Source organism: Ferrimonas kyonanensis DSM 18153 (assembly GCF_000425405.1).
In the GTDB taxonomy this organism is placed as follows: Bacteria; Pseudomonadota; Gammaproteobacteria; order Enterobacterales; family Shewanellaceae; genus Ferrimonas; species Ferrimonas kyonanensis.
The window spans coordinates 236728-261576 of sequence record NZ_KE384364.1; the positions used below are offsets into that span (position 1 = coordinate 236728).

Annotated in this window: 26 protein-coding genes; 10 read left to right on the forward strand and 16 right to left on the reverse strand. The window is 58.0% G+C overall.

Translation table 11 applies throughout. From position 1 onward, the window contains the following. Window positions 1-6 precede the first annotated feature (6 nt). Window positions 7-582, reverse strand: a complete 576-nt coding sequence (locus tag H598_RS0116605; protein ID WP_028113999.1) for a sigma-E factor negative regulatory protein — start codon at window positions 580-582, stop codon at window positions 7-9. Between the two features lie 18 nt (window positions 583-600). Then, complete coding sequence (gene rpoE / locus H598_RS0116610; protein WP_028114000.1) at window positions 601-1179, reverse strand: RNA polymerase sigma factor RpoE; 579 nt, start codon at window positions 1177-1179, stop codon at window positions 601-603. A gap of 199 nt (window positions 1180-1378) precedes the next feature. Between rpoE and nadB the strand changes: the two genes are divergently transcribed. Next, window positions 1379-2983 (forward strand): L-aspartate oxidase, encoded by a 1605-nt coding sequence (gene nadB, locus H598_RS0116615; protein ID WP_028114001.1) that lies wholly within the window; start codon window positions 1379-1381, stop codon window positions 2981-2983. Here the strand turns inward: nadB and H598_RS0116620 are convergent. The 8 genes from H598_RS0116620 to rppH all read right to left on the reverse strand — a co-directional run bounded on the left by H598_RS0116620 (window position 2961) and on the right by rppH (window position 10756). Further along, on the reverse strand, window positions 2961-3380 hold the full coding sequence (locus H598_RS0116620) for a hypothetical protein (protein ID WP_028114002.1): 420 nt from the start codon (window positions 3378-3380) through the stop codon (window positions 2961-2963). The two genes, nadB and H598_RS0116620, sit on opposite strands and share 23 nt — an antisense overlap. A gap of 50 nt (window positions 3381-3430) precedes the next feature. Continuing rightward, complete coding sequence (locus H598_RS0116625) at window positions 3431-3694, reverse strand: FAD assembly factor SdhE (RefSeq protein ID WP_028114003.1); 264 nt, start codon at window positions 3692-3694, stop codon at window positions 3431-3433. Continuing rightward, complete coding sequence (locus tag H598_RS24760) at window positions 3691-4905, reverse strand: Bcr/CflA family multidrug efflux MFS transporter (RefSeq protein ID WP_084144512.1); 1215 nt, start codon at window positions 4903-4905, stop codon at window positions 3691-3693. The genes H598_RS0116625 and H598_RS24760 overlap by 4 nt, the downstream gene beginning before the upstream one ends. 40 nt (window positions 4906-4945) lie before the next feature. Then, window positions 4946-5857: a transcriptional activator NhaR gene (gene nhaR, locus H598_RS0116635; protein WP_028114004.1), complete on the reverse strand. Its 912-nt coding sequence runs from the start codon at window positions 5855-5857 to the stop codon at window positions 4946-4948. 315 nt (window positions 5858-6172) lie between these two features. Then, the gene (locus tag H598_RS0116640; protein ID WP_028114005.1) at window positions 6173-7024 is read right to left on the reverse strand and encodes a thymidylate synthase; all 852 of its coding nucleotides are present in this window, start codon (window positions 7022-7024) and stop codon (window positions 6173-6175) included. Window positions 7025-7070: 46 nt separating this feature from the next. Next, the gene (gene lgt, locus H598_RS0116645) at window positions 7071-7859 is read right to left on the reverse strand and encodes a prolipoprotein diacylglyceryl transferase (protein WP_028114006.1); all 789 of its coding nucleotides are present in this window, start codon (window positions 7857-7859) and stop codon (window positions 7071-7073) included. 120 nt (window positions 7860-7979) lie between these two features. Beyond that, on the reverse strand, window positions 7980-10211 hold the full coding sequence (ptsP, locus tag H598_RS0116650; RefSeq protein ID WP_028114007.1) for a phosphoenolpyruvate--protein phosphotransferase: 2232 nt from the start codon (window positions 10209-10211) through the stop codon (window positions 7980-7982). Continuing rightward, window positions 10208-10756, reverse strand: coding sequence for an RNA pyrophosphohydrolase (gene rppH / locus H598_RS0116655; RefSeq protein ID WP_028114008.1), 549 nt, complete (start codon window positions 10754-10756; stop codon window positions 10208-10210). Before rppH ends, ptsP begins: the two co-directional genes overlap by 4 nt. A gap of 701 nt (window positions 10757-11457) precedes the next feature. Between rppH and mutH the strand changes: the two genes are divergently transcribed. Together mutH and H598_RS24765 are read left to right on the forward strand one after the other, a co-directional pair. Next, entirely contained in the window at window positions 11458-12141 is a 684-nt protein-coding gene (gene mutH, locus H598_RS0116665) for a DNA mismatch repair endonuclease MutH (RefSeq protein ID WP_035416061.1), read from the forward strand. 141 nt (window positions 12142-12282) lie between these two features. Then, window positions 12283-13386, forward strand: coding sequence for an adenylate/guanylate cyclase domain-containing protein (locus H598_RS24765; RefSeq protein ID WP_051252804.1), 1104 nt, complete (start codon window positions 12283-12285; stop codon window positions 13384-13386). A gap of 40 nt (window positions 13387-13426) precedes the next feature. On the opposite strand, the gene H598_RS0116675 is transcribed toward H598_RS24765, so the two are convergent. Continuing rightward, window positions 13427-14332: a hydrogen peroxide-inducible genes activator gene (locus tag H598_RS0116675; RefSeq protein ID WP_028114010.1), complete on the reverse strand. Its 906-nt coding sequence runs from the start codon at window positions 14330-14332 to the stop codon at window positions 13427-13429. Window positions 14333-14504: 172 nt separating this feature from the next. Here H598_RS0116675 and H598_RS0116680 point away from each other — a divergent pair, with 172 nt between their 5' ends. Next, window positions 14505-15110: a peroxiredoxin C gene (locus tag H598_RS0116680; RefSeq protein WP_028114011.1), complete on the forward strand. Its 606-nt coding sequence runs from the start codon at window positions 14505-14507 to the stop codon at window positions 15108-15110. A 95-nt stretch (window positions 15111-15205) separates the two neighbouring features. Here the strand turns inward: H598_RS0116680 and yfbR are convergent, their stop codons facing one another. Both yfbR and H598_RS0116690 read right to left on the reverse strand, forming a co-directional pair. Further along, window positions 15206-15823: a 5'-deoxynucleotidase gene (gene yfbR / locus H598_RS0116685; RefSeq protein WP_028114012.1), complete on the reverse strand. Its 618-nt coding sequence runs from the start codon at window positions 15821-15823 to the stop codon at window positions 15206-15208. A gap of 50 nt (window positions 15824-15873) precedes the next feature. Beyond that, window positions 15874-17292, reverse strand: coding sequence for a sensor histidine kinase (locus H598_RS0116690; protein WP_028114013.1), 1419 nt, complete (start codon window positions 17290-17292; stop codon window positions 15874-15876). Window positions 17293-17554: 262 nt separating this feature from the next. On the opposite strand from H598_RS0116690, the gene H598_RS0116695 reads away from it, so the two are divergent. The 5 genes from H598_RS0116695 to H598_RS0116715 are packed head-to-tail and all read left to right on the forward strand — an operon-like array spanning window position 17555 to window position 21439. Further along, on the forward strand, window positions 17555-18085 hold the full coding sequence (locus tag H598_RS0116695; protein WP_028114014.1) for an RNA polymerase sigma factor: 531 nt from the start codon (window positions 17555-17557) through the stop codon (window positions 18083-18085). After that, window positions 18082-18597 (forward strand): hypothetical protein, encoded by a 516-nt coding sequence (locus H598_RS0116700; protein WP_028114015.1) that lies wholly within the window; start codon window positions 18082-18084, stop codon window positions 18595-18597. Before H598_RS0116695 ends, H598_RS0116700 begins: the two co-directional genes overlap by 4 nt. A gap of 9 nt (window positions 18598-18606) precedes the next feature. Then, complete coding sequence (locus H598_RS0116705; RefSeq protein WP_028114016.1) at window positions 18607-19554, forward strand: DUF4097 family beta strand repeat-containing protein; 948 nt, start codon at window positions 18607-18609, stop codon at window positions 19552-19554. A gap of 46 nt (window positions 19555-19600) precedes the next feature. Further along, the gene (queG, locus tag H598_RS0116710; protein WP_051252805.1) at window positions 19601-20752 is read left to right on the forward strand and encodes a tRNA epoxyqueuosine(34) reductase QueG; all 1152 of its coding nucleotides are present in this window, start codon (window positions 19601-19603) and stop codon (window positions 20750-20752) included. Window positions 20753-20809: 57 nt separating this feature from the next. Further along, the gene (locus H598_RS0116715) at window positions 20810-21439 is read left to right on the forward strand and encodes a phospholipid scramblase-related protein (RefSeq protein ID WP_342663241.1); all 630 of its coding nucleotides are present in this window, start codon (window positions 20810-20812) and stop codon (window positions 21437-21439) included. A 9-nt stretch (window positions 21440-21448) separates the two neighbouring features. Here H598_RS0116715 and H598_RS0116720 read toward each other — a convergent pair whose 3' ends face one another. Then, the gene (locus H598_RS0116720; protein WP_028114019.1) at window positions 21449-21922 is read right to left on the reverse strand and encodes an NYN domain-containing protein; all 474 of its coding nucleotides are present in this window, start codon (window positions 21920-21922) and stop codon (window positions 21449-21451) included. 272 nt (window positions 21923-22194) lie between these two features. Here H598_RS0116720 and H598_RS0116725 point away from each other — a divergent pair, with 272 nt between their 5' ends. Then, window positions 22195-22809: a YceH family protein gene (locus H598_RS0116725; RefSeq protein WP_035416122.1), complete on the forward strand. Its 615-nt coding sequence runs from the start codon at window positions 22195-22197 to the stop codon at window positions 22807-22809. Between the two features lie 16 nt (window positions 22810-22825). Here the strand turns inward: H598_RS0116725 and H598_RS0116730 are convergent, their stop codons facing one another. Together H598_RS0116730 and cobO are read right to left on the reverse strand one after the other, a co-directional pair. Then, window positions 22826-24166, reverse strand: a complete 1341-nt coding sequence (locus tag H598_RS0116730; protein WP_028114021.1) for an MATE family efflux transporter — start codon at window positions 24164-24166, stop codon at window positions 22826-22828. Window positions 24167-24203: 37 nt separating this feature from the next. Further along, the gene (gene cobO, locus H598_RS0116735; protein ID WP_028114022.1) at window positions 24204-24800 is read right to left on the reverse strand and encodes a cob(I)yrinic acid a,c-diamide adenosyltransferase; all 597 of its coding nucleotides are present in this window, start codon (window positions 24798-24800) and stop codon (window positions 24204-24206) included. Window positions 24801-24849: the final 49 nt, after the last annotated feature.

Genomic DNA, 24849 nt, shown 5'->3' on the forward strand with positions numbered 1-24849 from the left:
GCCTCGTTACTGTTGGCCTTGGTCATTATCCGCCACATTATGCCCTTTCAGGCGCTGCTGCAACAGGTGGTCACGCAGATAGGCATTGACCCGGCGACGCTGTTCCTGTGCCTGCTGCTCCGTGCTTTGAGCCTGACGGGCGGATGGGGTATTCGCCTGGTAGCTGGCCGGAGTCGGCGCTCCCATTACCGGCAGAGTATTTAGTACCGGCAGCGGGTTGTTTTGCTGCTCTGCACCGTACTGCTGCACCCCAACGACGGCAATGGCTGCCACGGTGGCGGCAATGGCGTACTGACCGAAACGACGGGACAGCTCCACCACCTTGCCCTGCAGGGCCTGAGTCCGCTTAGTCTTGGATTTCGGAGCCAATACCGTTGGCTCCTGCTCCAGAGCCGCGGCCACATTGGCGGCGATGTTCAGATCCATTTGCTGAGGCAGTTCGTTTCGCATCGCATCCCCGATGAGATGGTAACGATCCCAGCTCTGTTGCATCGGTTCATCGTTCAGCCATTGCTCAAGTTCCCGATCGCTTCCCTGACCGTCCACCCAAGCCGATACTGCTTCTTTACGTTCTGTACCCATGGTTCACCCTGATTGATGCTACCGTTCTAATAACGGTTGAATACGCTTATCAATTGCTTCCCGCGCCCTGAAGATTCGGCTTCGCACCGTCCCCACGGGACACTCCATTACAGTGGCAATCTCTTCGTAACTCATCCCTTCGAGCTCCCGAAGGGTAATCGCCACTCTTAACTCTTCAGGCAGTGTTTCGATGGTATTGAACACTACCTTCTTAATCTCTTCTGACAGCAGCTGGCGTTCTGGCGACGCGTCTTCTCGCAGTGCATCGGCACCGTCATAGAACTCCGCTTCCTCGGCATCCACATCACTCGCTGGTGGACGCCGCCCCTGGGATACCAGATAATTTTTAGCGGTGTTGACCGCAATCCGGTACAGCCAGGTGTAAAACGCACTCTCGCCACGAAAATTGGGCAAAGCCCGATACGCCTTAATAAACGCTTCTTGTGCTACGTCGGCGACATCGCCCTGATTCTTCACGTAGCGGCTTATTAAGTTGGCCACCTTATGCTGATACTTCATTACCAGCAGGTTAAAAGCTTGCTTATCACCTTGTTGAACGCGTTCGACTAGCTGCTGGTCGCTGTTTGGCTCACTCACTTAAGAGCTCTCTCCCATAACTAAACTGCTGATTTTGCTTTTACTCGTCTCCGCGCACTTTAATAGACTGCGTCTTTTGGTAAAAGTTCGTAAAAAATTGTGATCCATTTTAAATTTACACTCTCTGGGACCGATTCTTTGGCCCTGGCCCCCGAAACGAGTAACATAGTGGCCAAATTTCCAAACCCCATGATACCTAATGAAAGCCGGGATTGAACACAGCACAGACGTTTTGGTAATTGGCAGCGGCGCCGCCGGACTGACGCTGGCCCTGAAACTGGCCAAGCAATGCCAGGTAACGGTCGTTGCCAAAGGCAACCTCGCCGAGGGCTCCACTTATTACGCCCAGGGTGGAATCGCTGCCGTATTTGACGAAGATGATACCGTTGAATCCCATGTAGAAGATACCCTTATTGCCGGTGCGGGGTTATGCGACCGGCAGGCGGTGCAGTTTACCGCCCAAGAAGCGCGGGCGGCCCTGGAATGGTTGATTCGCAAAGGCGTCGACTTCGACGAAGAGGAACACGACGGTGAATCCCGTTACCACCTGACCCGCGAAGGGGGCCACAGCCACCGCCGAATTCTGCATGCCGCCGATGCCACCGGCAAAGAGGTGCAGTTGACGCTGGAGGAGCAGGCCCATCGCCATCCCAACATTTCGCTGCTGGAACGCTACAACGCCGTCGACCTGATCACCACCACCAAGTTAGGGCTGGCCGGCGACACGCGAGTGGTGGGCGCCTATGTCTGGAATCGCCAGCAGGAACACGTCGAAACCATTCGTGCCCGTTTCGTGGTGCTGGCCACCGGTGGTGCCTCCAAGGTTTATCAGTATACCTCCAATCCGGACGTCGCCTCCGGGGACGGCATCGCCATGGCCTGGCGCGCCGGCTGCCGAGTGGCCAACATGGAGTTTAACCAGTTTCACCCCACCTGCCTGTACCACACCGAAGCGCGCAATTTTCTGCTGACCGAAGCGCTGCGCGGAGAAGGCGCGCTATTGAAGCGCCCCGATGGCAGCCGCTTTATGCCCGACTTTGATCCCCGAGAAGAGTTGGCCCCGCGGGATGTGGTGGCCAGGGCCATCGACTTCGAGATGAAGCGACTGGGCGCCGACTGCATGTTCCTGGACATCAGCCACAAAGACCCCGCCTTCGTCACCAAGCATTTTCCGACCATTTACCAACGCTGCCTGGACCTGGGCATTGACATCACCCGCCAACCGATCCCCGTGGTTCCGGCGGCGCACTACACGTGCGGCGGCGTGATGACCGATCTGGATGGCAAAACCGATATCGACGGCCTGTATGCCGTTGGTGAAGTGGCTTACACCGGCCTGCACGGCGCCAACCGCATGGCCAGCAACTCCCTGTTGGAATGCCTGGTGTTTGCCCGTGCCGCCGCCCGGTCAATCTTTGCGAAACTGGACAGCACCGACCTGCTGGACAACATTCCCCACTGGGATGAAAGCCAGGTCACGGACTCCGATGAGCACGTGGTCATCGCCCACAACTGGCATGAGCTGCGACTGTTTATGTGGGATTACGTCGGCATCGTTCGAACCGACAAACGACTGCAGCGGGCGCTGCGCCGGGTGGAGATGCTCAAAACCGAGATTCACGATTACTACTCGGACTTTAAGATCAGTAACGATCTGTTGGAACTGCGCAACCTGGTGCAGATTGCCGAGTTGATCATCCGCTGTGCCATGAGCCGCAAAGAGAGTCGCGGTCTGCATTACACCCTGGATTACCCCGAGCAACAATCGCAACCGACGCCCTCTATTCTGACTCCGGACGCCTGAGCCGGGACGCCAACACAATGCGACACAACCGGCGCCAGTCGGTTGTGTCCAACTGCGACCGCCGCAGCCACCACAGCCGGCGGTCCGGGCCAATCACCAGCATCACCGCTCCGGGTAACACCAGGCTCCAGCTGCTGACGACGATGGCCTCACCGTTATCCAGCCGGACGCCCTGCCCCAGTTCATTCAACGCAAAGCTCGGCGGTCGCTCTTTGGGTTTGAACAGCGGCAACGCCAGCGCCAGCATGGCCACCAGCCCCTGCCACAGGATCTGGGCCGGCAGGCGGTTGTCCGGCCACCAGAACAGGCTGAGCAGCACCAACAAACTCAGGCACCACGGCAGCGGCGCCCATTGGTAACCGGGGGCGGGAAACAGATAGCGGGGAAGGTCGTCCATGACCGGCTCGTCGCTGAGAACCCGGACTGCACACAGGCCGGGGCCAGGGATCAGCGTAGCAGTTCGCGGTTACGCTCAAGGATCAGCGCCACCATGGCGGCCAACGCCGGATCGTCACAGCGTTCGTGGCCCATGAACCAGGCAAACAGCTCGGGATCATCACAGGTCAGCAGCCGTTCGAAATCCGCCTGCTGCTGCGGCGCCAAGTCACTAAAATGCTGTTCAACAAAGGGTTCCAGCAACACATCCAGCTCCAACATGCCCCGGCGACAGGCCCATTTCAGGCGCGCCACGTATTCCCTGTTCTCGGTCATTTTTTATCCTTAACGGCTTTGGGTACCACATTTAATGTGTACCAATAATACCCCAAGGCCGCCAGTGAACATACCGCCATGCCGATCAACATCGGCATCGGCGATTGCGGATGACTCAGGCTAAGCAACACACCGGACAGGGCCCCTGAAATAAAGCGAATGGCGCCTCCCAGGGCCGACACCGATCCGGCCGCACCGTCAAAGGAGTCCAGTGACAACGAGGTGGCGTTGGCCGACACCATCCCCAGAGGACCGACCATCAACATCACCGGCAGCACCACCAACCACAGTGGCGGGGCGCTGAGCGACGCCGCCAGCAGCGCCAGCACCGCGCCAACACCACTGATGGACAAACCGGTGGCCAGCATCTTCAGGGTGCCAAACCGGGCCACGTAACGGGCATTGAAAGAAGTCAGCAGCATCATCAGGATGATATTGAGTCCGAACAGGTAGCCAAAGTGCTCCGGTGCCACGTCGAAATAACGAATGTAGACGTAGGAAGAGCCGGTGATAAATACGAACAACGAACCGGACACCAGGGCGCCGATCCCCAGGTACATCATGGTTTGTCGGGTCAGGATGATGCGCCGATACAGCCCCAGTGCCGAACTCAGATTGAGGCGGTGGCGCTTCGATGCCGGCAGGGTTTCGCCGATGCGGGTGGCGATCAACACCACCAGCAACAGTGACAACAGCGCCAGCAAATAGAAAATCGCCCGCCAGCCACTGTGGGCCAGCAGGTAACCGCCAACGATGGGCGCCGCCAGCGGCGCCAGGTTCATCACCAGCATGACGAAAGACATGGCCCGAGCGAACTGTTCCCGCTGAAACAGATCCCTCAGGATGGCCATCACCACCACCGACCCGCCGGCGCCTCCCAAGGCCTGCAGCACCCGAGCGGCGATCAGTCCCTCCACCGAACTGGTAAAGGTGGCCAGTATGCTGGCCAGGGCAAACACCCCCAGGCCCCCAATCAGCACCGGAATGCGCCCCAGCGCATCGGTGACCGGACCATAGAACAGCTGACCGACGGCAAAGCCCACCAGAAAGAAGCTGACACTCATCTGGGTCAGGGACACGGTGGCATGGAGTTCATCGGCAATGGCCGGGATGGCCGGCAGGTACATGTCGATGGCCAGCGGAGTCATGCCGGCCAGGGCGCCCAGCAGTACAATCAAGGCCAGGCCGGTGGTTTTAGAAGTTTGGGTCATCGATACAGTCTTAGGGCCGGGCCCGGGGAGGGCCCGGCCATCATTTAAAACGGCTGAAGGCAGGCTCTTTGCCGGAGAACAGCGCGGTAAAGTCGGTTTCCAGGATCCGCTTCACCGCCGGATGCTGAATCATCCGTTCGGCAAACATCACGTGGTATTGTTCGGTGACATCGACCGTCTCGCCGATCAACTTGACTCCCTGGGCCAGGATCTCTTCCCGGTACAGCGTCGGTGCGACGAAAATCCCCTGACGGTACATGCCAAAGGCCTTCATCATGGCAGCATCGTCGAACTCGCCCAGAATCACCGGTGACACCCCTACCTCGTCGAACCAGCGCAGCAACTGCTGACCCAGAGCGGTTTTACGATGGGGCATCAGAATGCGGGATCCATCCAGGTTGGCCGGGAAGCGGCCCTCGACTTCGTCGACGGAGAAGAAGCTAATGCCGGTTTCCCCTAACTTCTTACTGAGGATTTCCGGGTACTTCAGCGACTCAGAGTCACTGCCGGACACCACCATATCGAGCTTGTGCTGCGACAAGCGCTCCATCAGGTTCTCATCGGTGGACTCGTAACAGCACAGATGGATGGAACCGTCATCGGGGATCACCGACAACAACAGTCGGCTGGCCAACGCCTTCGACAGGGCATCGGAGTTGCCCACCTCAAACAAAATGGAGCTGTCCTGATTGTAATTCAGCAGGTCCAGCATCTCGTAGCTGAGGCTGAACATCTTGTCCGCATAACGAAACACCAACTCACCGAGGTCTGAGGCCACCAGTTGACGCCCCTGACGGCGAAACAGCTTGCCCCCCAGGCGGTGCTCCAGGTGACGGATCTGGCCGGTAACGGTCTGCGGCGTCAAAAACAGCGCCTCGGCGGCTTTAGTGACCGAGCCCTTCTTGCGGACCATCCAGAAGTAGTACAAGTGGTTGTAATTAAGATGCGCCATAACAATCGATTCTGCCCCAACAGGGAGAATCACTCCTTAAATAGAAAAACATGTCGAGGAAACGACTCTATATCCAGGCCAGGTACCGTCGGGCACCATGGTAAATCAGGCAGCCTTAACCGGGAGTTAAGGACTCATTAATGCGTACGTCAGCCTAACACAAAGCCTGAAGCAACAAAGAGCTAAATTTGTAAGTTCCGGTTATCAATCGATACTCGAATACACCAGAGTCTGGCACAGATTCAGCGTCCCAAAAGCCGGGCAGATAAAAAAACGCCCGGCTAGGCCAAGCCGGGCGTCGCGCTGTAACTGGGACTATACCGAGAACGGATAGGCGATGGGGTCGTGGTGCTGATAGCCCTCAACCTGAAAGTCATCCAGGGTGACCCAGGTTTCCAGATCCTCCAGCGACTGAATCGCCGGGTTGATGATCAGCCGGGGCGAATCGTAGGGCTGACGTTTCAACTGCACGTCGGTCATCGGTCCCAACTGATCCTCATAGATGTGGGCATTGACGATCTTGTGGTAGGCCTTACCCGGCTTATGGCCGGTGATTTGCGCCACCAGCGCCAACAGGGTAAACACCTGCACCTGGTTGAAATTCAACCCCAGCGGCACATCGCAGGAGCGCTGATAGGACGTCAGGAACAGCCGATCTCCCACCAGTGAAAAGGTGTGGGTATGCATGCAGGGACGAAGGCAGCCGAGGTGAAACTCACCCGGGTTATAAAACGTCAGAATCTCACCGCGATCGTCCACACCTCGACGCAGATCATCGATGATCTTGCGCAGCTGATCGATGCTGCGACCGTCCGGCCCCTGCCAGGCCCGGCCTTGAACGCCATAGACCCGGCCCATGTCGTCCTCGCCTTGGCGATGCGGATTAGCCAGCCAGTCCGCATTGTCATTGGCGTTGGCGTTCCAGGTATTGCAGCCGATGGCCCGAAACTCGGCGGCGCTGCTGTAGCCTCTCAGATAACCCAGAAGTTCGGCGATGGCCGCCTTCCAGTAGCTCTTCCTGGTGGTGATCAGTGGAAAGGCATTGCCACCGACGTCGTACTCCAGATCGGCATTAATCAGCGTCAGACACCGTTTGCCGGTACGGGCGTTTTCCACCCAGGTGCCCTCATCGACTATTCGCTGACACAATTGCAGATACTGCTTCATGAATCGACTCGCCCCTCGTGGTTGTATGGGTCAAAAAAGATGGAGATCACTGGCTTTGCTTTACTGGCCGAAGAATCAGGTACAGGCCATAGGCCAACATCGGCAGCGTCAGCAGTTGCCCCATGGAGAAGCCCCAATACAGGCTCATATGGGCATCGGGCTGGCGAACGTACTCGATCAGGAAGCGAGCACAACCATAACCGATGAGGAACATCCCGGCGACCGCGCCCGGCTTGTCGGTACGACGCTTATACCAGGCCAACAGCAGGAACAGCACCAGTCCTTCCAGAATCGCTTCATACAGCTGCGACGGGTGCCGCGGCAGCGGTCCGGCCCCGGGGAAGATCATCGCCCAGGGCACATCGGTCACCCGGCCCCACAGCTCGCCGTTGATGAAGTTGCCGATCCGACCCGCTCCCAAGCCGATGGGAATGGTGGGCGCCACCAAATCCGCCACCTGCCAGAAGGTACGCTTCTGGCGCTTGGCGATGAAGATCATCGCCGCAATGACCCCCAACAGGCCACCGTGGAACGACATGCCCCCTTCGGTAATGCGGAACAGGTACAACGGGTCTTCCAGCAGCCATTGCCAGCCATAGAAGAATACGTAACCCAGCCGGCCCCCGAGCACCACCCCCAGAAACGCGTAAAACAGCAGGTCGGAGACCTGATCGCGGCTCCAGGTGGAACCGGGTTTGTCGGCATGGCGGTTCAACATCGCCATGGCCCCTAAAAAACCCACCAGGTACATCAGACCGTACCAGCGCAACGCCAGCGGGCCGATCTCAACGATCACCGGATCGATGTGGGGGAAAATGAAGTAAGACTCAGTCATGATGGGTTCTTCTGTTCGTTCGTCGCCCGGCTAAACCGGAAAAGTGGTCGTTAGAATAAAGGGATGTGCCGGACTTTGCCATGCCCGGCCTGAAAAACAGCGCCCAGAGGCCGGCGCTCGTCAGAGGTCCTGATACAGCTCCGCCAGGCCGTGGTCGTCCATCCATTGACGGGCCAGCAGTCTCACTTCGGTGCACTCTCTGGCCTGCAACAGGGCCACTTTCAGCGACTCCAACTGCGGCGCGTGCAGATGCCGAACCAGGTGGTGAATGCGCCCCAGGCTGCGGCGGTTCATGCTTAACTGACGCAGCCCCAGAGCCATCAGAATCAAGGCTCCCTCCGGCTCACCGGCCATCTCGCCACAGACACTGAGCTCACTGTCGCCCACATTGATCGCCACCTGCGCCAATGCCTGAATCACCGCCGGATGGTAGTGGCTGAACCGATCTGCTACCTGGGCGTTGTTTCTATCCACCGCCAGCAGGTATTGGGTCAAATCGTTGCTGCCAACGGAGAAAAAGTCCACCAGCGGCCGCAGTTGTGGCAGCAAATAGATGCTGGCCGGAACCTCAATCATCACTCCCACCTGCACCGGTGTCAGGGATCGATCCAGCTCCTCCTCCAGCTCCTGTCGCGCCTGCTCAATCAGCTTGCGACTCTGGATGACCTCATCCAGGTTCGACACCATCGGCAGCAAAATGCGCAGATTGTTGGTGCCGACGTTGGCCCGTTGCATCGCCTTGACCTGCACCAGGAACAATTCGGGATGATCCAGGGTCAGCCGAATGCCGCGCCAGCCCAGAAACGGGTTGTCCTCACGAATGGGGAAATAGGGCAACGGCTTGTCACCACCGATGTCCAGGGTGCGAATGGTCACCGGCTTATTGCCCAGCGCCCGTAGCACCCGCTGATACGCCCGCTCCTGGGTCTGCTCGGTAGGGAAATGGTTTTGCACCATAAACAGAGTTTCGGAGCGATACAGGCCGATTCCACCGACGTAGGCGGGGTCCAGCTGCTCTCCTTCCGCCACCAGGCCAGCATTGACCTGCAGGCAGACCGCGATGCCGTCCTGAGTCTGACAGGGCTGGCTGAGGCCACGCTCATAGCGAGCGTCTTTCTTAGCCAGAGACGACTGAAAACGGTGAAACTCCTGCACCACGGTCTCCGCCGGCTCCACCAACAGTTGACCCCGGACCGCATCGAGGATGGCCCGTTTGCCCGCCAATGCCTGCATCGGCAGGCCCTCGAGACCAAACAGGGCTGGAATCGACATCGCCCGCGCCAAAATGGCAGCGTGAGAACTGGCCCCCCCCTCGACGCTGATGATGCCGGCAAGCTTACTGCGCGGAACCTCTGCCAGCATGGTAGCGGTGATCTCATTGGCCATCAGAATCACCGGCTTCACCGGCGGCTTGCCGCTCTGGCCGGGGCGGGCCAACTGGCCAAGAATGCGCTGACCGAGATCCTTGAGATCCGAGGCCCGCTCTTTCAGGTAGTGATCGGTCATGGCCTCGAATCGAGCCACGTAGCTGACAAAGGTATTGGCCACCACGGTTTCTGCCGACCAGCCCTCGTCACAGCCGGCCATCAGATCCTGCTGCAGCACCGGGTCGGCGATCAAATACTGGTAGATATCGAAGATGGCGCTGATCTGAGACTCCATTTCGCCGCTGAGGCGCCCACTCAGCGCGGTCATGTCATCCTGAGTGGCCAACAGCGCCCGCTCCAGACGCAACCACTCTTTGTCACTGCCCTGGCCCTGCATGGGTTTGACGTCCAGTGACAGCCGCGGCCTGGCCAGCAAAATCTCGGCATCGGCGATACCGGGACTGGCGACGGTCGCCCCCCAGCGTTTGGGGGTGGAACTGGCCAACTCCGTGGCTTCGCGGCTTTGGCGCAACTCAGGCACCAACTGCGAAGCCAGGGTCACCAGAAACGCCTCTTCCTCTTCATTGAACTGGCGGGCCACCTTCTGCTGCACCACCAACACCCCCAGCACCTTGCTGCGATGGGTAATGGGCGTGGCCAGAAAAGCACGAAACTCGTCCTCTTCGACCTCGGGCAGGCGCTTAAAAGCAGGGTGGGAGGGCGCATCCGCCAGGTTGATGGGTTCCTCTCTGCGCATCACCATGCCGACGATGCCTTCACCGGCATTGAGGCGGGCACGACCAATGGCCTGGGCCGCCAGTCCATCGCTGGCTTGCAGGATCAATCCTTCGCCGTCCACCAGATACAGGGAGCAACAATCGGTGTTCATGGCACCACGGGTCTGCCGAACCAGTTCCGCCATCGATTGCTCGATGGAGTCGGCATCCGCTACCCGCTGCACGATAGTACGCAGAGTGGTTATCATCGGTTTCTTCTTCGCCGTCTTGCCCTAAAATTTCCATCCCGGTTGCGCTTAGTATGGTCGCTGCGCTCCTGAAATGGCATGGCGACAGGTGAAAATTCCTTCATCACCTTTCTGTACACGTCTCGCTTGAAAGAGACAACCTGCCGTACTGGATACCAATAGCTTACCCAGCGCCAGTCATCAAATTCCGGGTGGCCGCTGCGACGCAAGTCAATGCGCTTTTCATCGGCAACCAACTGCAAAAGGAACCATTTCTGTTTCTGGCCAATGCACACAGGCTTGGAGTCCTGCCGCACCAGGCGCTTGGGTAGCCGATACCTTAACCAGGAACGGCTGCTTGCCAGCACCTTTACATCCTCTTTCTGCAACCCGACCTCTTCAAAAAGTTCCCGGTACATTGCTTGTTCCGGAGACTCTCCCTGGTCGACTCCTCCCTGAGGAAATTGCCACGAATGTTGGCCAAAACGACGAGCCCACAAAACCTGACCACGTCGGTTGCAGATGATGATCCCGACATTGGCCCTGTAGCCTTCATTGTCGATCACGTTGTCATCCGATTGAATTTTAACTTGATGTGATTGTTCCACAGATTACCCCATGGGAGCAAACCGGAAGCCGCCAGCACTGACAGTGGGTAACTTGTAAAATTATTCACAGTTATAAACAACCCAAACCAGTGAGCAAGCCGACAGACAAAAGTTATCAACCGCATCTGTGGATAAAGCTGTTTGTAAATCGGTATGCGGTGGAGATATCCTCGAAAGACGCACAAATCTTGCACCAGCGATTTGGATTGAATTAAATTTATTCCATTTAAAAACAAACGCTTACGCACCATCAAAAACGATCCCACGGTAATTGGCGAACGATCGCTTAAAATTTGCACCGCCGCACTATTGACGGCAGTTACCCGATTATGGGTCGGCTTTCGATCCTCAAAGCGGCCCTGCCTCGCCAGTTCATTCCACTGCCTGTGGATCAATCTTGGAAAGTTATCCCACCAATCTGTGCATAACTCTGTTAAGAAAAAACGAGTAACTCAGGGATAACCTGAATAACTTGATTCATAAGCCCTCGAACCTCCTTGCTATTATTTTTTATTTTCATGAACTTAGCCTCATTTGCCGCGAGTTTGTGGCCCCGGTATTGGTAACCCCAAAAAATCTGTACAAAAAGTCACCAGCCACAATTATCCACACCATCAACCTCAATTGAGAGCCTCTGCCATTAAGGGTACAATCCGGCCATGATTACCGTTCCCTTTGTTCCCGAAACCGAATCCCAACTGCTGGAGCGCGCCGAAGCCATTGCCGGCTGGTCCCTGGGTGAACTTGCCGACGCCCTCGGTGTGGCGGTTCCCGCCAACTTGCTGCACCACAAAGGCTGGGGCGGGCAGCTGCTGGAGCGCTACCTGGGGGCCGATGCGGGCTCAAAGCCAGAGCCGGATTTCTCCCACCTGGCCATTGAGCTGAAAACCATTCCGGTCAACAGCAGTGGCAAACCGCTGGAAACCACCTTCATCAGCGTCTGTCCACTGACCCGCCTGCAGGGCTTGCGTTGGCAACAGAGTCCAGTTTTCCACAAGCTGCAGGCCATTCTGTGGATACCCATCCTGGGGGAGCGGCAGATTCCGGTGGCCAACCGCTTGATCGGCATGCCGGTACTGTGGCGCCCCTCGCCGTCTGAATGGCAACTGCTGCAGCAGGACTGGGAGGAGATCATCGAGCGGGTCGCACTCGGCGAAGTGGAATCGATCACCGCCCGCCACGGCGAAGTGCTGCAGCTGCGCCCCAAGGCCGCCAACAGCAAGGTACTGACCCAGGCCATCGGTCCGGGCGGCAGCCGCATAGAGACCCTGCCACGGGGCTTCTACCTTAAGATTCCCTTTACCCACGCACTGCTGCAACGGCACTTTTCTGAACCGGAATGAAAAAGCAGCGGGAAAGTTGACACAGGTTTGGGTTAAAGGGGTAAAACTTGTATAATGTCTCGTTATTACAAATATAAACAGTTTTGCTGGGAACCTTTCGGCAAGGCCATCTCGTTTTTACACAGAGTAAATTGAGCTAGAGTGCAGTCGCGGCAACAACTTCAAAAACTGATCTTTGCAATCATCGCCTGGTCACTGGCGATGATGGCTTACGTCACTTTCCGCTATGCCCAGGGCGATGAACGCCCCTATTGGGCCATCACTGCGGCCGATCTGACCACACTTTCCATCTACATGGGATTGATTTTCGGCTGCCTGCACTGGCTGTCGAACCTGATCACCGACGTCAGTGGCATCCGCCGCCTGCCCTACGCCTTTATTGTCGCCTTCAAAGGCCTGTTTCTGCTACTTGGCGCCCTGACCCTGGCCTACATCACCAACTGGTTGAACTCCTGGGACAACTCGGAACAGTTCGCCGCCACCAGCCAGATTCTGACCGCCCATGTGCTTAACGCCCCGTCCGCGCAAACGCTGATCGCCTACCTGGTGCTGGTGCGCACCGGGCTGGCCTTCATCGAGCAGATGGGACTGTTGGTGGGTCCCCGGGTACTGCTGAACATCGGCATGGGCAAATACCACAAGCCGCGTTACGAAGACCGAACCTTTCTGTTTCTCGACATGGTGGGTTCCACCGCCCACGCCGAAGCACTGGGCGACTACCGTTTCAGCCGCCTGATTCAGGATTGCTTCGATCTGCTGTCCGATGTGGTGACTAAAAACCAGGGCGAGATCTACCGCTACGTCGGCGACGCCGTGCTGATCAGTTGGCCGCAGCGTCATCGCTCTCGCGCCCGCCTGTGTCTGAATGTGTATTTTGACTTCGTCCAGACCCTGTACTGGAACCGGCACTATTTCCAAAAAGAGTACGGCTTTATGCCCAGGTTCAAAGCCGCGGCCCACGGTGGGCAAGTGGTGGCAGCGCTGGTTGGGGTGTACAAGCAGGAGATCAGTTTCTTCTCCGACGTAATCAACACCCTGGCACGGCTGCAGGATCAGTGCGGTCCCCTCGGCTGCCAGATGCTGATCTCGGATCAGGTCAAAGAGTCTCTCGATGACGAACACAGCTATGAACTGCTGTCGCTGGGGCCGATTCGCCTCAAAGGCAAACAGCACGAAGTGGAGGTGTTCTCGGTGACTCGAACGTACGCCACCGACGACTCAGACTGCCCATCCGAGCAGTTCTGAGTCCCGGTTCAGGCACCCAAGGGGCGCCCTTGCCTAATGGTTACTCGCCCTTGCTGGGCAGCAGATCCCCGATCATCTCTCCCAGGGTGCGGAACGTTTTCAGACGGCTGGTGGTCTGTCGCCACACCAGGCCAATTTCCCGAAACGCCTGCTGATCCTCCAGGGCATAGGTCGCCAGTTCCGTTCCCTTAAGAATGCCGGAGTCGATGGCCATCTGTGGCAGGAAGGTACTGCCCAGACCGGAGTCCACCATCTGCACCAGAGTATGCAGACTGGTCGCAGCAAACGGATTGATCTTTTCCCGGTTCTGCAGGTTGCAGGCGCTGATAGCATGACCAGTAATGCAATGTTCCCGCTGCAGCAGGAAGATGCTTTCATCGGGCCAGTCTTCGTATTCCAGCTTAACCTGATCGGCAGCGTCTTTGTGAATCACCACCTGAAAGGGATCGATGCCCACCGCCATGGTATGGAAGCCCGAGGTGTCCACCGGCAATGCCAATAGCAGCAAATCCAGTTCGCCATTACCCAGCATCGACAACAGGTTCTCGGTGGTGTCTTCCCGCAACAACAGGGTCAGATCCGGGTACCGCTGCTGCGATTCCTTGACCACCCGGTTAAGCAGAAACGGGGCAATGGTGGGGATGCAGCCCAGCCTCAAGGTCCCGCTCATCGCCTCACCGGCACTCTGAGCCAGATCCGTCAGTTCCTGAACCTGAGCCAGCAACTCACGGGCACGGCCCACCACCTCTTCACCGGTGGCGGTGAACAGGAAGGACTTGTGGTCCCGCTCAATCAGCTGGCACCCCATCTGCTCCTCCAGGTTCTGGATTCCGCTACTTAGGGTGGATTGACTGACATGGCACGCCTTGGCGGCACGATTAAAGTTCTGGGCCTTGTGCAGGTGAACCAGATAATATAGGTTTTTAAGACTCGGCAGTCTGCGCATCGTTCGCTCCGGAACAATCGATTGGTTTAATCTATTTTATTCGATTCTATTATGGAACACACCCCTTATAATGTGCTCAGTTTCACACGACAACCGCATTAAAACTGGGTGGCATCGAGACACTTAGCACTGATTGCCGTCCAATTTAACCGTTTTAAAAAGGAAAGAAACCATGTCTGTATTAGTTGGCCGTCCTGCTCCTGACTTTACCGCCGCCGCTGTTCTGGGTAACGGTGAAATCGTTGAGAACTTCAACCTGAAAACCGAAATCGAAGGCTCTGCAGCCGTGGTGTTCTTCTACCCACTGGACTTCACTTTTGTATGCCCATCCGAACTGATCGCCTTCGACAAGCGTTTTGAAGAGTTCCAGAAGCGCGGCGTGAAGGTGATTGGTGTGTCCATCGACTCTCAGTTCAGCCACAACGCCTGGCGTAACACCGCCATCGAAGACGGCGGCATCGGCCAGGTGAAGTACCCACTGATCGCCGACGTTAAGCATGAAATCTGCCAGGCCTACGACGTAGAGCACCCAGAAGCCGGTGTGGCCTTCCGCGGTTCTTTCCTGATTGATACCCAGGGTGTGGTTCGTCACCAAGTCATCAACGACCTGCCTCTGGGTCGTAACATCGACGAGATGCTGCGCATGGTCGACGCCCTGAACTTCCACGAGACCCACGGCGAAGTGTGCCCGGCTCAATGGGAAGAAGGCAAGAAAGGCATGGACGCATCACCGAAAGGGGTAGCCGCGTTCCTGTCCGAGAATGCCGACGACTTGTAAGCTGATGCCTTAGTCGCACCTCTAAGCGCGACCTAAGACAGAAACGGGGCCCTCAATGAGGGCCCCGTTGTCGTTTCTTCACCATCACGCAATGACTAATCGGCGTCCCCCACTAAGGCGGCATCCACCAGGTCGTCGATGGTCATCTGAAACGCCGGTACACACTGCTCCATAAACCAGGACACCTCGGGCATGGTGTCGATAAAGGGCGCTAAAGCGGCCAACACCTTGCGCTCGGTCCCTTCAAACTCCATATTGCCGGCCCGCAATTCCGCCAACGCCTTGGTGTACGCCGACAGCAGGTCCGCCGCCTTGACGAAACGGGCGGTCTCGGCATCGTCTTCGTGCTCGATAAGCCCCTTGTAGGTGGACTGAAGCGGCTTGGGCACCGTCGTCACCAGCATGTGCGAGGCGATGGCTTCCATCTCCCGACACAGTGCCAGCATCCGTTTGTCGCTGTATTTGATGCCGCTGTTAACGTCCTCGGTCAGCACCTCCGCCGAGTCGTGAAACATCGCCACCACCGCCAGGTGGTTGGCATCCACCTTAGGCTGCTCGGTAAACACCTGGTTACGAACCTCCCCCAGGGCGTGAGCAAACATCGCCACCTGAAAGCTGTGTTCTGCCACGTTCTCCGCCCGGGTCGGATTAGACTTACCCCAGCGGTGAACGTTCTGCATGCGTGACATCAACGCAAAAAAGACCGGCTGCACAGTGACTCTCCCTCACAAAAAAGGCCATTCCCTGCCCATGCTAGGGGCGGCTACCCACGGGCGCAAGTATTTCCCGATTCAGCGAGGGACCGCTCCCCCACATCATCGGCATCGTACAGGGTAAAACGGCATCGAATCTGACCGCCTCCCAGCAACTGACTGCGGCCAATACTCAGCTCTCCCTGATACTTACTGACGATGCTTCGGACGATCAATAGGCCCATGCCCACTTCGAAGCGATTGCTCTTGGCGACGGTGGCCGCGTCGTTGAACTTGTCCCGATCCAACCCCGGCCCGGAGTCGGCCACGGTCAATGACACCTTGCCCGGTCCAGCTTCCCGAACGGAAACGATGATTTCACCGTCGTCTGGGCTGGCTTTTAAGGCATTGTCGATCAAGTTGTCCAACAGCGCCTCGACCATGGTGCAAGGCAGAGCCACCACCCCTTCACGGGACAGGCCCCGGAGTGTCAGACTCTGACCGCGGGCCACCGCCGCCTGATAGTGGCGCGCACAACTGAGGGCAGCCTCCCGGTAGAGGTTGCTGTACGCCACCTCCGCTTCCAGCGGTCGATCCAGATCGTTCAGGGCACTGCCATTGGCCATCAGTCGCTCGGCTCGCTTGAGCTGCACTCTGGCCTGATGGTTTTCCTGACCGGTACCGGCCAGATGATCCTGAATCGAATGCAGATATTGAATCATTCTCTGCGACAGCTGGGCAATGGTGGAATGGCGCTGCAACTCAGCCTGTACCAGCGACGTCTGACTCTTAGTCAGTGCGGTAACGGTGGAGTGCAGTTCCTTAGGCATGCTGGAGGTGGCTGGCAGGGTAATGTTCGGCCAGCTCTGTAAACGTCGACTAAAGCGCCTCAGCGGGCTCATGTTGATGCCGACCACCACACTGCACATCAGAATAGTCAATGGCGTCAGCAGCATCATCTGCGTGCCCCAACTGGCCCACATGGCACTTTGCAACACATCCCTGCCGAGGGAGTTGGGGTAGCCGACCGTCAGATACAGCTGCTGCTTGACGCTGTAGATGGTAAAGGTCCGCCACTGTTCCTGATGATAACTTTGATCGGAAAACCCGGCATTGATGTTGTGAAACGCTCCGCCATCCTCACAGGGAAGGCCGTTAACACTGACGCACTGACCCTGTTGCCAGACCTGATACTGAACCAGGGGGGTATCTGCGTAGTCACTGTGCTCCGATAACAACCAGCCCTGGCGCGCGGTCAAGTCGAGCTGTACGAAGCGCTCTCGAGCTTGACGCACAGTAGCCTGCACGTCTCCGGATGGGGTCTCGTTGATCAACTGCAGCATGATTCTGGCCCGCTGCGCCAGGTTGCCATCATAGACTTTCTGGTAGTAGCCCTTGGCGGTCCACAGGGCATTGATAAACCCCAGGCCGTTGGTGACCAACAGCAATATAGCCAACCAGACAATCAGGTTACTGCGAATTGAATTCATCCTTGACCACTTTAGTTAGGTTCCCCGCTAAGGGTAAACGGTAACGCACCAACTTTCTGTTGATAAGCGGCGCATTCTGCCAGTAATTGATGCAGAAATCGTCGAAATAGATCACAAATCACCGCTTTGTGTGAATTGGGTTCAGAAAACTTTTCCTAATTCCTGGCTCTACTGAGAGCAAAAAAAATTTGCTCCCGTTCAAACCCTTTGCCAACTTACGCCTGTCTTACTTATCACTACTCACTCAATTCAAGGAGCGCCGGTGAACCAAACAGCCCCCACGCTTGATGCGGCCACAGACAGCCTGAACCAGGATGTTCGTCTGGCCCAGCAAGGCGACAAGCGCGCGTTTGCCAGGCTGTACCAGCAACTGAGCCCCAGGGTCTATGCCCTGTGTTTACGACTCAGCGGCCGGGTAGCCTGTGCCGAAGAGGCAACCCAGGAGGTGTTTATCCGCCTGTGGCAAAAACTGCCTCAATATCGGTTCGAAGCCCGCTTTACCACCTGGTTGCACCGGCTGACTCTGAACCACACCCTCAACTACCTGAAGGCCCAGCCTCAGCTCACCGAGCTGACCGAAGCCGAACAGGAAGACCATCAGGGGATGGAATCACTGAACCTGGTGGACCGGCTGCTACCCCGGCTGCCGGCCCGCGCCCGACAAGTGTTTGTGCTCCACGCCATCGAAGGCTACCACCACCATGAGGTCGCCGAACTGCTGGAGATCAAACCGGGCACCAGCAAAGCCCAATACCACCGGGCCCGCCAACTGTTACAGGAGATGCTGTCATGAGCCACAAACTGGATGACTTGCTGGACGATCTGCAACCGGAGATCACGCCGCAGCGCGACTTGTGGGCCGGTATCGAGCGACAGCTGGACCGGGCACCACTGGAACCGAAGGCCCCGAAGCCGACCGCCCGACCATGGCTGCCCTGGGCCATGGCGGCCAGCTTGCTGGTGACCAGCCTCGGCAGCTTCTGGCTGGGCCAACAGCAGGGCGGCAATCAGGATCAGCAGTTTCAGATGATGCTGCAATTAATGGCCAATCAGCATCAGCAGCAGCGGCAACGACTGCAAAGCCGGTTTGAGCTGAGTCAGTTCGAAACCGTCAACGACAGCCAGTCCGATGCCGAAGGTTCTGGCATTCAAACCCTGAGAGACGCCGCAGAACAACTGATCGCTGCCCTCAAACAAGACCCCTACAACCCCGACCTGCTGGAGCTGTGGCTCTGGGTACAACAGCGGGAACTGGAACTGATGCAAAAACAGCAGCAGCGCCAACAACGACTTCACCACCTTTAGGAGAACTCCATGAAACACATTATTTTGGGTGCCACCCTGTTCGCCACCTCAGTCTCCGCTCTGGCTGGGGAAGCCATTGATAGCCGCATGGATGCAGACGGAATCCGCACCCTGAACCTGATCGTTCCCCGCGGCGACGTGACCCTGACCGGAGGCGACCACAACCAGATCAGCATTCGCGGTGAACTGGATGACCAAGCCGAGCATTGGGTGTTTGAGCGAGACGGCGACACCCTGGTGGCTGAGGTCAAAATGCCACGCAACTGGCGGGGCAACAACGACGGCAGCCGCCTGACCGTGACACTGCCCAGTTCCATTCGCTTCAAAGGCGAAGGGGTCAGTACCGACTTCAATCTCGCCAATCTGCAGCGCGGCCTCAAGATCAACAACGTCAGCGGTGATATCTCTCTGGAACGCATCCAGGGCGAGATCGACGTCGAGGTGGTCAGCGGTGACATCAAGGCGCACGAACTCTCCGGCGAAATTGAGCTGGAAACCGTCAGCGGCGACATCGATGCCAGTGGCCATCAAGGCAGCGGCAGTTACGAATCGGTCAGCGGTAACGTCACCCTGGCGCGCGGCGGCCACGAAGTGGAAGTGGAAAACGTTTCCGGCGACATTCAACTGAGCCTGGACCGGGTTCGCGAGTTGGACGTGACCAGCGTCAGCGGTGACATTCAGGTCACCGTCGCCGCTCTCGACACCGGTGCCGAACTGGAGTTTGAGACCGTCAATGGTGACACCTCCCTGGCCTTGCCCGGCGATGCCTCGGTACGAGTACGCCTGGAAACCGGCCCAGGTGGCGACATCAGCAACAGCCTGACCCAGGACCAGCCAAACCGCGGCAAGCACGTGGCCACGGAGAAATTGCACTTTGACCACAACGGCGGCAACGCCAAGGTGGAGATGCAAACCGTCAATGGCAGCCTGAGCCTGTCGCCACTGTCCCTGAAATAACCCACAAAAATCGGTGATGGCGGCAGAATCTGGTATTCTTGCCGCCATGAACCTATCCCCCCCTGACACCGCCGCTCCACGGCCAGATTGGACCAAGCTGGCTGCTCAGATTAAATCCTGGGCCCGGGAACTGGGCTTTGCCGATGTCGGCATCACCCGCCTGGACCTGGCCGATCAGCAGCCCGCCCTGTCCTCCTGGCTCAACAACCACTATCACGGCGACATGGAATACATGGCCCGCAACGTGGCGATGCGCACTCAGCCTGAGTTATTGCATCCCGGCAGCATCACCGCCATTGTGGTCCGCCTCGATTACCTGCCCCCCAACGCCGGTTTTGCCGATGCACTCAGGGAGGGGGAGCGAGCTTACATCAGCCGCTACGCCGGCGGTCGCGACTATCACAAGCTGATGCGCAATCGTCTCAAGCAGTTAGGCAACCGCATTCGCGAGCAGATTCAGGACTACGATGGTCGCCCCTTCGTGGACTCGGCGCCGATCCTGGAGCGACCGCTGGCCAACCAGGCCGGGCTTGGCTGGGTCGGTAAGCACTCACTGCTGTTGAGTCAGGGCGCGGGCAGTTGGTTCTTCATCGGTGAGTTATTGACCAACCTGCCGCTGCCTGAAGATGCCCCTCATCAGGGCGACTGTGGCAACTGCAAAGCCTGCATGACCCTGTGCCCCACCCATGCCATCGTCGAGCCCTATGTGGTGGATGCCAAGCGCTGCATCTCCTACCTGACCATCGAATCGGACTCGGCCATTCCCGAACCCTTGCGCCCGGCGCTGGGCAACCGCATCTACGGCTGCGACGACTGTCAGCTGGCCTGTCCCTATAACCGCGACGCTCCGCTGACCCAAGAACCGGACTTCCACACCCGTGGCCCGCTGACGCACCCTAAATTGCTGACCTTGTGGCACTGGAGCGAAAGTGAGTTTCTCAGCGCCACCGAAGGCTCTCCCATCCGCCGCATCGGTTATCGACGCTGGCAGCGCAATCTGGCCGTGGCACTGGGCAACGCCCCGGCAGCAACGACCATCATCGAGGCGCTGACTCAAGGCTTGGGGCGGGTAGACAGCCTGGTGGATGAACACATTCGCTGGGCCATCGATCGTCAACAGCAGCAACTGGGGCAATTAAGCAAACAGCAACAACGGTTAATTCGAGTGGTGGAAAAAGGCTTGCCCCGCGACGCCTGAACGCAAGCCGTCGGCTCGGCTATGCTAGAGTGTTCAATCAGTTTCGACTGAAATCCGCTGAATCGGGACCCCATTATGAATGCCCTGAATGACCACCCTCGCCTGCTGGTGCAGCAGGTGCACGAATTGGCAGAGTTCATCGGCTTCGAAAGCCGCAACAAGTATCAGATTCTGACCGGCGATCAACAGCCGTTGGCCTACGCTGCCGAGCAGAGCAGCGGTTTGCTGGGAACCCTGGCCCGCCAGGCGTTGGGCCACTGGCGCCGCTTCGACCTGGTCTTTTTCGATAGCCGACGTCAGCCTTTCATGCGTGCCCATCACCCCTTTCGCTGGCTGTTTCAGCGGCTGGAGATCAGCGACCATCAGGGGGTCTTCCTCGGGGCGATTCAGCAACGCTTCTCGCTGCTGCATAAAAAGTTTGATCTGCTGGATGCCCAGGGTCAGGTGGTGTTACAGGTGGCGTCGCCGCTGTGGAAGCTGTGGACCTTCCCCTTTATGGATGGCCAGCAGCGACAACAAGCCCAGGTGGCCAAACGCTGGTCCGGCGCATTCTCGGAACTGATGACCGACAGAGACAACTTTCTGGTGGAGTATGAGGCCAGCCTGCCGCTACATCTGCGCCAACTGGTACTGGCGGCGGCGCTGTTCATTGACCTGCAGTATTTTGAGGCCAAGGCGGGAAACTGACCCTAACGGCTACAACAGCATGCTGTCACCGATGGGCACAAACTCAGACGCCGACTCCATCAGAGAGTGGGCGGTCAGAGACGGCACCCCGAACACCATGGCCTGCACCCCGTAATCTTTGCGGATCTTGTTCAGCAGCATGTCAAAATCGCCATCACCGGAAAGCAACACCACGGTATCGACCTTGGGCGCAGTTTCCATCACATCGATGGTAATGCCCACGTCCCAGTCTCCCTTGGCCGACCCGTCGGCACGCTGAATAAAGGGCTTGAGTTTGACATCAAAACCGATGTGTTTGAGGGCATCCTGAAATTTGCGCTGACCGTCGTCCCCCTTATGGGTCGCGTACGCCGTCGCCGATACGATGTTGCCCAACTGGCTCAGGTGTTGCCACAGTCCACGGTAGTTAAACTGACGACCAAATGCCTGACGACAGGTGTAGTAGATGTTTTGTACATCCACGAAAACAGCGATGCGGTTCAAAGGCGCTCTCAACGATTCAGGAGATAAGTCACTAGACTAACGAATATTCTCCATTGGTGACAGCACCCTTGGGCAAAATTCAGACACCACCACGACAAATGGCCCCCGGCACTGCTTAAACTCTGTCCAAACAGTGCTTCGGGGGGGTTGCCGTTTCGGCAATGGCGATAAATACTGGTTCGGTGCAATACCAAATTGACTGCCCACTGTTGCCGCAATGGCCACGGCTCAGTGCGCAATCACATTGGCATTCAAAGGAGGCCCCCGTGGAGATGAACCTGACCCTCAATGAGACTCGCATCATTGGCTGTTTATTGGAAAAAGAGACCACCACCCCAGACCTCTACCCGCTGTCATTAAACGCCCTCAAAGGCGCCTGCAACCAGAAAAGCAATCGCGATCCGGTGCTGTCCCTCAGCGACAGTGAAGTCAGCCAGACCCTGAATCAACTGATGGATCGCCGCCTGGTCAGTGAAGAGGGTGGCAGCCGCACCAGTAAATACAAACACCGATTCTGCAACACCGCCTTTGGCGGCCTGTCACTGACCGATAAGGAGCGGGCATTGGTGTGCGTGCTGCTGCTGCGGGGGCCACAAACGCCGGGTGAACTGCGCAGTCGTACCAACCGCTTGGCGAGCTTCAACGACGTCAACGACGCCGACGCCGTATTAAAAGGGCTGGCGGAAAAACAGATGGTGGTGCAACTGCCCAGAGAAGCCGGCAAACGGGAAGCCCGCTATGCCCACCTGTTCTCTGGCGACGTCTCGATGACCACCACCGCCGAGGTGATTGCCGACGACAAGGCTCGCATTGACGATCTGGAGCATCAGGTGATGGTACTCAAGGCCGAGATCGAACGGCTCAATGGCGAACTGGCCCGGCGCTGATGGCAGCGCCGACAGATTAATCCAGTACCGAGTGGCGCCCCCAGGGAATTCGGCGCCGCTTCTGATCCCGAGTCAGTAACCACAGCACCCAGCCAATCAACACCACATTGGACAAGGGCACCGCCAACCACACCCCCTGTACGCCCAGCCACAGCGGCAGCAACAGCAAGAAGGGCAGCTGAATCCCCATGTTGGCGAAGGTCACCCAACTGGCCCGACGGCCGTCGTTCACCGACTGAAAGTACGCCGCAATCACAAAGATCACCCCATCGAGGTACAGTGCCCAGGTGTGCCACCTCAGCCCCTGTGTCGTGGCCTGCAGCAACGTCTGGTCATCGCGGTTAAAGGCATGGGTAAACAGCGCCGGGAACAACAGAAAGCCGATGGAAAACACCAGGCCACTGAACAGCGTCAGGGCCAGCGCCCACACCAGCGCCCGTTGCATCTGTTTCAGCCGACCGGCCCCGAACAGGTAACTGAGCAGAGGCTGAACGCCGTTGGCCACCCCCTCCGCCAGCAGGTAATACAGGGTGCACAGGTAACCGACAATGGCGAACGCCCCCAGTTCGGTGGCTCCGCCATAGCTCAGAAACTGGCTGTTGTGCACGGCGGTGATAAAACTGAAATAGAGGTACATGGCCCAGCTTGCCAGCCCCAGGCCCAGAATCTGTTTGGTCTCCCGCCAGCTGAGGCTCAGCCGGGTCAACGACAACCGCACTCGACACAGCGGCGAGTGAAAATAGCCCAGTCCCAGCACCAACACCACCGCCTGAGCCAGGGCGGTTGCCAGCGCGGCGCCGGTTAACTGCCAGCCCCACAGAACGATAAACAGATAATCCAGGCCGATGTTGATCAGCGCACCGACACCGATCAGCACCGTGGCCAGGTTGGGAGCATCGTCATTACGAATCAAAAACGGTAAGGCAATGCCACCCAGCGCCACCGGGCTGGCCCAGATCAGCACCTGCAGGTAGTCTTCGGCCAGGGCCAGCACCGGCCCCTGAGCTTGCTGGAGCCGAAACAGCGCCTCCCCCAACCCGGCCAGCATCACCCCGCAGGCGATCCCCATGAGCAGCAATAACCACACCCCCGCGGCCAGCCACTGGCTGGCGGCGGGCAGATCGCCTTCGCCACGAGCAATGGAGCTCAGGGCACCGGCGCCAATGCCCACCATGATGGCCACCCCATAGGTAATGCCGATCACCGGCCAGGCGATGTTGATGGCACCGAGGCCGTCGGCACCGATGATCTGGCCGACAAAGATGCCGTCCACCAGTTGATAGAGGCCACTCACCAGCATGGCGGCGACCGTAGGAATAACAAACCGCCAGAACTGGCGGCCTAATGCATGGGTCATCAAGGACTCAATGGTGTGGCGCTAGGGTGGCACCAGTCTACCAGTCGACGCCTTTACGTGCCTTAATTCCCGCCTCAAACGCGTGTTTCACCGGTCGCACTTCAGACACCGTGTCCGCCAACTCCTCCAAACGACGGTGCACCGCCCGGCCGGTAATGACCACGCTCTGCTCCGGCGGCCGGTTGGCAATGGCCTCCACCACCTCGTCCAGATCCAGGTAATCGTAATTGGTCATGTAGGTCAGCTCATCCAGCAGCACCAGATCGACGCTGGCATCGGCCAGGGCCGGTTTCAGTTGTTGCCACACCGCCTGGGCCGCCTTCGTGTCCGCTTCCCGATCCTGCGTCTCCCAGGTGAAGCCGGTGGCCATCACATGGAAATCCACGCCATGCTGCTCCAGCAGTGACCGCTCACCGCAGTCCCAGGTACCCTTAATGAACTGGCCAACGACGCAGCGTTGGCCGTGGCCCACTGCGCGGGCGACGGTGCCAAATCCGGCGGTCGACTTGCCTTTACCGTTACCGGTCAGCACCAGTACGATGCCTCGCTCCTCCTGAGCACTCTCCACCTTGGCATCGACTTTCTGCTTCACTTTCTGCTGTCGCTGCTGGTGACGTTCGTCTTTGGTGGTCATCCTTTCTCTCGCATAATCTAGGGGAACAGGCCCGTCAGTGTGGCGCGAA